At 66.4% G+C, this 8,984-nt stretch carries 8 protein-coding genes and 1 pseudogene; 5 read left to right on the top strand and 4 right to left on the bottom strand.

The features are described from left to right. Together QZT59_RS04395 and cyaB are read right to left on the bottom strand one after the other, a co-directional pair. Positions 1–1,048: methionine adenosyltransferase (locus QZT59_RS04395; RefSeq protein ID WP_290811861.1), on the bottom strand; the 1,048-nt coding region annotated here is incomplete at its 3' end. A gap of 202 nt (positions 1,049–1,250) precedes the next feature. Continuing rightward, positions 1,251–1,799 (bottom strand): class IV adenylate cyclase, encoded by a 549-nt coding sequence (cyaB, locus tag QZT59_RS04390; protein WP_290811858.1) that lies wholly within the window; start codon positions 1,797–1,799, stop codon positions 1,251–1,253. 175 nt (positions 1,800–1,974) lie between these two features. On the opposite strand from cyaB, the gene QZT59_RS04385 reads away from it, so the two are divergent. Next, the gene (locus QZT59_RS04385; RefSeq protein WP_290811855.1) at positions 1,975–3,060 is read left to right on the top strand and encodes a peptidylprolyl isomerase; all 1,086 of its coding nucleotides are present in this window, start codon (positions 1,975–1,977) and stop codon (positions 3,058–3,060) included. A gap of 310 nt (positions 3,061–3,370) precedes the next feature. Here the strand turns inward: QZT59_RS04385 and QZT59_RS04380 are convergent, their stop codons facing one another. Next, positions 3,371–3,997, bottom strand: coding sequence for an RAD55 family ATPase (locus QZT59_RS04380; protein WP_290811864.1), 627 nt, complete (start codon positions 3,995–3,997; stop codon positions 3,371–3,373). 815 nt (positions 3,998–4,812) lie between these two features. On the opposite strand from QZT59_RS04380, the gene pyrB reads away from it, so the two are divergent. The 4 genes from pyrB (at position 4,813) to QZT59_RS04360 (ending at position 8,477) form a co-directional block, all read left to right on the top strand. Next, complete coding sequence (gene pyrB / locus QZT59_RS04375) at positions 4,813–5,730, top strand: aspartate carbamoyltransferase (protein ID WP_290811852.1); 918 nt, start codon at positions 4,813–4,815, stop codon at positions 5,728–5,730. Further along, on the top strand, positions 5,723–6,184 hold the full coding sequence (gene pyrI, locus QZT59_RS04370) for an aspartate carbamoyltransferase regulatory subunit (RefSeq protein WP_290811849.1): 462 nt from the start codon (positions 5,723–5,725) through the stop codon (positions 6,182–6,184). Before pyrB ends, pyrI begins: the two co-directional genes overlap by 8 nt. A 242-nt stretch (positions 6,185–6,426) precedes the next feature. After that, entirely contained in the window at positions 6,427–7,260 is an 834-nt protein-coding gene (locus tag QZT59_RS04365) for a hypothetical protein (RefSeq protein ID WP_290811847.1), read from the top strand. A 263-nt stretch (positions 7,261–7,523) separates the two neighbouring features. Further along, positions 7,524–8,477, top strand: coding sequence for a hypothetical protein (locus QZT59_RS04360; RefSeq protein WP_290811844.1), 954 nt, complete (start codon positions 7,524–7,526; stop codon positions 8,475–8,477). 195 nt (positions 8,478–8,672) lie between these two features. Here QZT59_RS04360 and QZT59_RS04355 read toward each other — a convergent pair. Further along, positions 8,673–8,984: pseudogene (locus QZT59_RS04355) on the bottom strand (hypothetical protein); the annotation flags it as partial.

The raw sequence follows: 8,984 nt of genomic DNA, 5'->3' as shown, positions 1-8,984 counted from the left end.
GCCGGCCGATCTGGCTGAGGAGTCGGACCTTCAGGTCGCGCACGCCGTCGACCTCGTCGACGACCTGGTGGGCGATCTCCGTCGAGAGGAGGTTGTAGATCTTCCCGATGTGGTTGACGGGGTTCTTCCCGCTCGTCGCCTCCATCGACATGGATCGGTTGGGCGTGATGAGACCGTTCGCCCGGTTGCCGCGGCCGACGGATCCGTCGTCGCCCTGTTCGGCGGAGGTGCCGGTGACGGTGAGGTAGATCGAGCCGGCGTCGTAGTCGTCGGCCGTGTTCACGTGGACGCGAACGTCGCGATCGGTGTGCTCGGTCGCGACGCCGGCGACGAACTCCCGGACGCTCTCGACGGAGTCGACGTAGGCGTCCATGTCCGCGACGTGCGCGTCGATCATCGCGGCCGCGACGGTGACGTCGATCTCGTTCCCTTCCCGCTTGCCCATGATCTTGACGTCGGCGCCGAGCTCCGGGTGCTCGTCCGCGTACTCGCCGTTGAGCCGGCGCTCGGCGTCGAGGACGATTCGCTCGGTCTCCGAAAGCGGCGCGTGACCGACGCCGTAACTCGTGTCGTTGGCCATCGGGACGGGAACCTCACCCTCGTCCCCGAACACCTCCTGGAGATCGCCGCTGCCCTCGCCGAGTTTGACGTCGACGACGACGTCGGTGCCGTACTCGAGTTCCGGAATCTCCGCCGCGAGGTACTCGCGAGCCGCCTCCAGGGCGATCCTCTCGGTCGGGATGATCTGGCCCTCGTACCGTTTGGTCGCCCGGCCGACGATCAGCACGTAGATCGGATCGACGATCTCGCCGCCGCCGAAGGCGGGCGCGGCTTCGCCGGCGACGAGCTGGGTCTCGTCGGTGTTGTAGTGCAGCACCGTCCCGACCCGGTCGACGTACTCCCGGGCGAGCGCCTGCGCGACGTTCTCGGCGATCCCGTCGCAGATCGAGTCGGGGTGACCGATCCCCTTGCGCTCGACGATCTCGATCTCCTGGTCCTCCACCGCTCGTCGTTCGAACGGCTCCACGCGGATGTTCCGGTCGGTCATTGCAGTGGCGTTGACGGGGCGCGGTTCTATAACTTGCGAAGATGATTGCACGGCGGTTTCATAACTGGGACGCAGTTACGTGTCACGTACGGTGGGTGACGATCCGCGTGAGAGTGACTCGTCCCTCTCGACGGGGCCTTCCCTCGCACTCGGCACCCGCTTGTTCGGCCGAACACCGGACGAGCGCTCCACGGATCGCCGCTCAATCGTTCCGCCGCGACTCGAGGAGTAGCCCCAGATAGGACGTCCTGATCTGATCGTCGGGATCGAGGCCGAGTCGCTCGAGAACGGCGAACGCACCCTCCCGCGTCGGTTCGAGTGTTTCCGACGTCGCTTCGCGCTCGACCTCGACGAACTCGCCGACGCCCTCGACGGCGTCGAGCGTGACGGTGTAGCCGTCGAGGCGGTACCGTTCTCGCTCCTTGCGGACCGAGGCCGCGGGATCGAACCCGAGGCGTCGGAACAGGAGATCGGCCGCTTCGCCGTCGTCGACGCCGGTCTCCACCTCTTCCCGGCTCTTCGAAGCCGCCTCGACCAGCGGTCCCTTGTACGTGAGTTCGGTACGTCGTCCGTCGGCGCCGCGTTCTTCGCGAATCCGAAGGGCTTCGTCCGTCTCCGCGAACGTCCGGTGCGGTGCGTCGTAGTAGGTATCGAGTTGTTCGACGCGGTCGACCGGGGTCGCCTCGAGTTCCCGCAATCGATCGCGAACGCGGTCGAGGGAAGCGGGGACTTTCACTTCGACCTCGTACATGTGCGGACGAACGCGGGAGGCGCACAAATAGTCGTGGAAGCGGATTCGGACGCCGATTCCCCGCCCGATCGCCGACGGACGGGCGACAACGGAGCCGACGGTGGCTCGTGAGTTCGTCCCAACCGCTCGCCGACAAAACGTCGTCCTTAAATGTGGACGGGCGGACGTACAAGATATGACCGAGGAAGAGGAGGCCGCGCAGGACGCGTCGGCCGATGACGTCGCGGAAGAATCGGCAGCCGACGAGACGGACCCGGACGAGGGAGCCGACGAGGAGACGGCTGCCGAGACCGAGTCGGAACCCGAGGAGGAGGCGTCGGGCCTCCAGACGGGCGACTTCGTCGAGATCGACTACACCGCCCGCACCGTCGAGGACGGGCAACTCGTCGACACGACCGACGAGGACGTCGCCGAAGAGGAAGGCGTCGCGGACCAGGACCGCGAGTTCAAGCCCCGCACCATCATCCTCGGCGAGGGTCACATCTTCGAGGCCGTCGAAGCGGACATCTACGGGGGCGACGTCGGCGACGGCGGGACGGTGACCGTCCCGGCCGAAGAGGCCTTCGGCGAGTACGACCCCGACGCCGTCGAGACGGTCAGCGCCGAAAAGATCGACGAAGACGACCGGTACCCCGGCGCGCACGTCCACATCGACGGACAGCACGGCTACGTCGAGACCATCATCGGCGGCCGCGCCCGCGTCGACTTCAACCACCCGCTGGCCGGCGAGGACGTCGAGTACGAGTACGAGCTCCTGGACGAGGTCGAAGACCGCGAACGTCAGGCGGCCGGCCTCTTCGAGATGTACCTGGACGTCGAGCCAGAACTTCGGATCGAGACCGACGAGGTCGAAGAGGAAGTGCTGGTCGAGTCCGACGAGGACGCGGAAGACGACGACGAGGACGCGGAAGACGACGACGAGGACGCGGAAGACGACGACGAGGACGCCGAGCCGGAGTACGAGACCCAGACCGTCGAAAAGGAGACGCTGTACGTCGAGTCCACGCCACAGCTGACGATGAACCAGCAGTGGATGTTCTCGAAACAGCAGATCGGCCAGGACGTCATCGACAAGGTCGGCGTCGACCGCGTCATCGTCCAGGACGTCATCGACGGCGCCGGCGGTATGGGTCTCCCCGGCATGATGGGGGGCATGGGTGGCATGGGTGGCGGTGGCGGCGGACTCGAGGACGCCCTGGAGGACGCCGACGTCGACGCCGACGAGATCGTCGAGGAACTGGAAGCGGACGTCGAAGAGTAATTCGACGATCGATCTCCCGTCCGTGCGACACCCACGTCGGTGGGTGACGCCACGGGTCGACGCGTCCGATCGGCGGTCCCATGCGGATTCGACGAGGCCGGTCGCTGCCGCATGCGTTCTCGCAATTTCCCACAGTTTCCCCGAGCGACGCTCGAACGGTGCGCTCTAGGCGATGACGGGGCTGTCTGCGTTCGGTTCTCGATGGTGTCGGTCGAGCCGACGCGCTTCGGTTACACACCTGCAGGGCCGTGGCCTCCCCTCTCGATCGACGTCGGGTTCCGCTGGGTCGGCAGGGAACGAAACTCCGTCTTCAGGCGATGTCCCGGCTGGTGTCGATCGCCACCTGTTCTGCGAGTTCGAGTTTGATCCGCTCGGTCGGCGCGCCGCCGCCGCGGAACTTGGGGACCGTCATGAAGTTCTCTACTTCGGCCGCCTGGACGTCGGTCTGGAGGTCGAAGACGGCGTCGGCCATGTGGACCGTGGTCGAGCGGTTCGTCGGTACATCGTCGCCTTTCAGACAGTGAAGAACGGCGATGCTCCCGGTCTCGAGCATCTGCGATTTGAGGTCGTTGAGGAAATCCCGGTAGGCGTCCCGGTCGGTCCGTTCGATAACGTCCATGGTGTCGACGATCAGGTTCGCGCCGTCGGGGAGGGCGCTCACGAGTCGGCGGGCCTCCTCGAGGGAGTCCTCGGGTTTTACGTACCGGATCGTCGGACTCCCGACCCGCGCCGGCGAGGACTCGATACTGTGACGAACCACGTCGTCCGATCGCTCCGTCGTGAGATACAGGGTTCCGCGCGCCGCCGTCAGTTCGTAGAGGAGTAGCTCGGACTGGCTGGCCGGGTCGGCCGTGTAAGCGACGACGCACCCCGGCGGGAGGCCGCCGTCGAGTTTGCGGTCCAGCACGTCGATACCGGTTTCTAGCCGACCTACCATGCGCTCGTGAAATGTTGCCACAGCGGTTTCATAACTCTTTGCCTTCGGTCGAACGCTACTCCCGAACGATACTGCTTCCGGCACCCTCTCGGCACTGGTGCGATCGGAATCGTGTGGAGGATCTGAGAGCCAGGTGACGACCGGTCCGAGGGGCGCGTTCGTCCCGTCTCGATCGACCTCGATCGAACGGACCTCGTCCGCGCCGAGCGCCCCCGCGAGTCGAACGCCATCAAGCGTCGACGGTAGGGGTCCGTCGAAGTCACCGACGGTCGTCAGCGAGGCCCCTTCGTCCGCGACGTTCGCGGCGTCGTCGTCCGATCGCTCGGCGGTGACGACCAGCGCCCGGTCGATCGCACCGAGCGCATCGGCGACGACCGGTCCGGCGGCGAGCGGACAGTCGACGATCACGGTCGCGTTCGTCCGATTCAGTCGTTCGAGCGCGCCTCGGACGTCGAACCGCGCCGATCCCTCCGGGGCCGCCACGACTCCGACGTTCGCGACGTCGGGGTGGCCCTGGACGACCTCTCGCACCGTCCGATCCCGCTCGAGCGCGGCGAGCGTCGGTCGACGGCTGACGCCGGCGGCGGCGTGGATCGTCGGCGCGTCCGCGTCGACGTCGACCACGATCGACGGCAGGTCGCGTCGTGCGAGCGCCGTCGCCGCATCCAGAGCGACTCGCGTTCCGGGCGCACGCTCTCCGCTCACGATAGCTATCACGGACCGGGCTGGCCGCCTCCGGCGCCTTGAACCTGCGGTCGGCGTCGACGTCCGCGGATGGAGAGATTCAAGGGCCCTCCGAAACCCAGTTCGAGTAGATGCGCCACGGAAATCTCCTCACGAGCAAGCAACTCACGCGCGATGACGTAGAGCGCGTACTCGACCGCGCCGGGTCGCTCGCGTCGGACCCGGAGTCGGTCGCGGACAGCCACGAGGGTCGGCTGCTCGGGCTGCTCTTTTTCGAACCGAGCACGCGGACGAAGATGAGTTTCGAGACGGCGATCAAGCGTCTCGGGGGCGACGTGGTCGACATGGGTTCGGTGGAATCGTCGAGCGTGAAGAAAGGCGAGAGCCTCGCCGATACGGTACGCGTGATCGAGGGGTACGCCGACGCCATCGTCCTCAGGCACCCCCAGCAAGGGGCGGCGAAGCTGGCGAGCGAGTACGTCGACGTTCCGGTGATCAACGCCGGCGATGGTGCGGGCCACCACCCGACCCAGACGCTGCTCGACCTCTACACCATTCGCGAGCAGGCGGGTCTCGACGACCTGACGATCGGGATCGTCGGCGATCTGAAGTACGGCCGTACCGTCCACTCGCTCGCGTACGCGCTTGGGAATTTCGACGCCACCCAGCACTTCATCAGCCCCGAAAGCCTCCGACTCCCCCGCGAAGTCGTCTTCGACCTCCACCAGGAGGGTGCGAGCCTTAAAGAACACGAGTCCATCGACGAGGTGCTGTCGGAACTCGACGTCCTGTACGTCACCAGGATCCAACGCGAGCGCTTCCCCGACGAGAACGAGTACCGAGCGGTCGCCGGCGAGTACCAACTCACCGCCGAAACGCTCGAACGGGCGCGCGACGACCTGACCGTCATGCACCCGCTGCCCCGCGTGGACGAAATTTCGCCGGACGTCGACGACACGCCCCACGCGGCGTACTTCGAACAGGCACACAACGGCGTCCCCGTTCGCATGGCGCTGCTCGACCTCCTTCTGGGTGACGGCGATGAGTGACGATCACGAACTGCGCGTCAGTAAGATCCGCGACGGCACCGTCATCGACCACGTCCGGGCCGGACAGGCCCTCAACGTGCTCGCCATCCTCGGCATCGACGGCTCCGAGGGTGAAGGCGTCTCCATCGGGATGAACGTCCCGTCGGACCGGCTCGCCAGGAAGGACATCGTCAAGGTCGAAGGACGGGAACTGAGCCAGGACGAAGTCGACGTGCTCTCGCTGATCGCGCCCGACGCGACCATCAACATCGTCCGCGAATACGACGTCGTCGAGAAGCACCGCGTCGAGCGCCCGTCCGCCGTCGAAGGCGTTCTCGTCTGTCCGAACGCCGGGTGCATCACGACCGAGAACGAGCCCGTCACGTCCCGATTCGACGTCCTCGACGACGGCGTCCGGTGTGCGTACTGCGAGCGAATCGTCCGCGAGGAGATCGCTTCGCTGATCGACACCTGACGGGATACCCCCCATCGACGCTCGACGACGCCTCGCTCGGACTGTATCCAGAAATAATATATCATCCGCCGTAGAACGATCGATCGTACATGTCGCGTACCCTGAAACTCCTGCTCGTGATCGCGGTGATCGTGGTGCTGTACAAGGTCGTCTTCACCGGCGGACACGGCGAGATCGAATACGAACCGGAGGCCTAGACCGGCTTCAGAACACCTTACCCGCTGGAGGGGGAAGACCCCTCCATGTACGGCGTCGTCACTCGAAACGCCGAGGAAGTGACGTGGGACGCGTTCGATCGCGGTTTCTACGAGGTCAAAGACGTCACAGGGCGGGCCGCAGAACCGCTGCCCGAGGCCGTAAACATGGTCTCGTGTTTCGGGGACAACGCGGCGGCCGACGCGGCTCCGTCGCTCGTTCCGGTCGACGACGACGGTAACCGGGCGACGCGCGAACAACCGTACTTCGACTGGGCGTACGTCTGTCCGTCACGCGAGGAGTATCGCGACGGCCTGTTCGACGTTCTCGACGACTGCGTTACCGAAAGCGAGGACGTCCGGCTCGACGACGTCGGTTTTCCCCGACCCGAGTACTGCCGGTGTGACGTCTGCACGGAACGGTTCGAGGCGAGCGACCGGGAGGATCGGTTCGACTGGCGAGCGGACGTGATCACGGAGTTCGTCGCGGAGGCGACCGAGCGAATTCCCGGCCGGGTGTACCTCACCCTGTACCCGGACCCGTACCCCGGACACTTATACGAACGCGCGGGCCTGGACCTCCGGGCGCTGGAACCGTACGTCGACGAATTCGTGGTTCCGCTCTACGACACCGCCTACGGCACGACCTACTGGCTGGAGACGATCGCGAAGGGATTCCAGAGCGCCCTCGAGACGCCGTTCAGCGTCGAACTGTACGCCGTGAACGTCGACGTCGACCCGTTGATCACGGCGACGCGCGTGGCCGAGACGTACGCCGAGAACGTCTACTTCGGCTACGACGCGAGCAACGCGCGCGCCGCGCTGCGCCGGATGCGTGCCGACGATCGCGACGGCGTCACGCACGGCGAACCCGGCGGCTGAACGGACGAACCGAGATCGAGCGTCGCGCCAATCCGGCGTTACCGGAAGAAACCAGCGCGTACAGCGCGCTCGGCTCGGTCCGGTTCGACCGACGGCCCCGGTCGCACCGCGCACGCTCTCGATCGATTCGCGCAGAAATACGCGACGAACTCCCCACCAACCTTCGGCTGCACCCCGGACGGCGACTGCAACCAACGCTCCCTTTTAACAGCGAGGCGGTCCCCCGCCCACCGACGGACGTCGCCCGCAGCGACGAGATACACATGAGAGACGAACAGGTACCACCGACCGAGCGCATGCAACGGACGTCGATCAATCAGGCCCGGGACGCCTTCGAACAGAGCCTCGAGCTCCAGCGAAACGCGACCAAGATGTTCCTCAGTCTGCTGGAGATGCAAGACACGGCGGGTCGTCAGGGCATCGAGGTCACGAAGTCGTTGATGGAGAATTACCTGCAAGGCGTCGAGGCCATCATGCCCGAGGTGGAGCAGGCGATGGAGGAGGGCATGAGGCGGGCGCCGATGCCAGGCCAGTTCCGGGAAGGAGGCGGCCGGACGAGCGGCGGGCCCGCTGACACCGATCGAGGACGCCAGCCGCCGCGAATGGAAGGTGGCGGCGGTCACCGGGACGGACGGATGGAACCGGAACGCGAGATGCACGGCGGTGGCGAGGCCCCGCAGGCCGGCCAAGGTCGAACCGGGAGTATGCACGACGGCGGCCAATTCGAGGATCGTCGCGGACCGGATCGACGCGACGCCCGTCGCCAGGGCCATCACCACCCGGAGCACCGAACGGGGGAACCGATCTCCCAGCCGGCGGGCGGCGTCGGCGCGTCCGGAGGCGGTCCCGAGGGTCGCGGTGGACGCGAAGGCGGTGGCGGCCGACAGCACGGAACCGGCGACCGTCACGGTCACCCGACACGCCACGAGGGTGGCGCCGAAGAGTACGGACGAACCGGACGGTGGGTCCCACACGAAGGTGGACGCGCGACCGGAGGGACCTCGGGGGGTCGGTCGCAGGAACCCGGTCGAGAGTCCACCGAGCGCCAGGGGGACGCCCACCAGAGTCATCGGTCGGGTGACCGATCAGAGAGCGAAGAGACGACCCCACCGAGGGAGACGGCGGCCGAATCCGACGACGTGAAGACGGGCGAAGGGAGCCAGGTCGAGACGGAAGACGTACCCGGTCGCGCACCCGACGAGATGGACGAAGAGTAAGTCGTCGAACGCGGGAAGCACGTTCGAGCGCGCCATCCCGCGTCGGCTTTTCGATTGTTTTTCACTCCGCGTCGTGACGGACGAGCATCGACGTCGGAATCCGCGGACGAACGACTCGCTCGCATCCGCTGAACGCACACAACCGGTCCAAAAGAACGTTCGAAAGTTGGCCTCGGCGGTGCTGTCCGTGGCGTCTCAGTTCGATCCGAGATCCCGGTCGTCTTCGTCGTCGTCCTCGCCGAGATCGACCACGCCGTCGGCGTCGTCGCCGACGTCCGTGTCGATCAGCTCGTCGTCATCGTCGTCGAGGTGCGACTCCGATCCGGCGCGTTCGTCGTCTGTGATGCCGCTATCACGTCGACCCGTATCGTCGCCGACCCCGGTGCCCGTCGTGTGGGTGTCGCGTCGACCGGTATCGTCACCGAGATCGGCGTCTCCGGTCCGATCGTCGTCCTCGCCGAGGTCGACCACGCCGTCGGCGTCGTCGCCGACGTCCGTGTCGATCAG

It is taken from the genome of Halovivax sp., from assembly GCA_007119345.1.
Classification (GTDB): Archaea; Halobacteriota; Halobacteria; order Halobacteriales; family Natrialbaceae; genus Halovivax.
This window is presented reverse-complemented; position numbering and strand designations above follow the sequence as displayed.

What these genes read in the sequence shown, in the direction of transcription:
- QZT59_RS04365 (WP_290811847.1), top strand. Translation starts at nt 6,427, where the DNA reads ATGTACGGCGTCGTCACTCGAAACGCCGAGGAAGTGACGTGGGACGCG.
- QZT59_RS04385 (WP_290811855.1), top strand. Translation starts at nt 1,975, where the DNA reads ATGACCGAGGAAGAGGAGGCCGCGCAGGACGCGTCGGCCGATGACGTC.
- QZT59_RS04380 (WP_290811864.1), bottom strand. Translation starts at nt 3,997, where the DNA reads ATGGTAGGTCGGCTAGAAACCGGTATCGACGTGCTGGACCGCAAACTC.
- pyrB (WP_290811852.1), top strand. Translation starts at nt 4,813, where the DNA reads ATGCGCCACGGAAATCTCCTCACGAGCAAGCAACTCACGCGCGATGAC.
- QZT59_RS04360 (WP_290811844.1), top strand. Translation starts at nt 7,524, where the DNA reads ATGAGAGACGAACAGGTACCACCGACCGAGCGCATGCAACGGACGTCG.
- cyaB (WP_290811858.1), bottom strand. Translation starts at nt 1,799, where the DNA reads ATGTACGAGGTCGAAGTGAAAGTCCCCGCTTCCCTCGACCGCGTTCGC.
- pyrI (WP_290811849.1), top strand. Translation starts at nt 5,723, where the DNA reads ATGAGTGACGATCACGAACTGCGCGTCAGTAAGATCCGCGACGGCACC.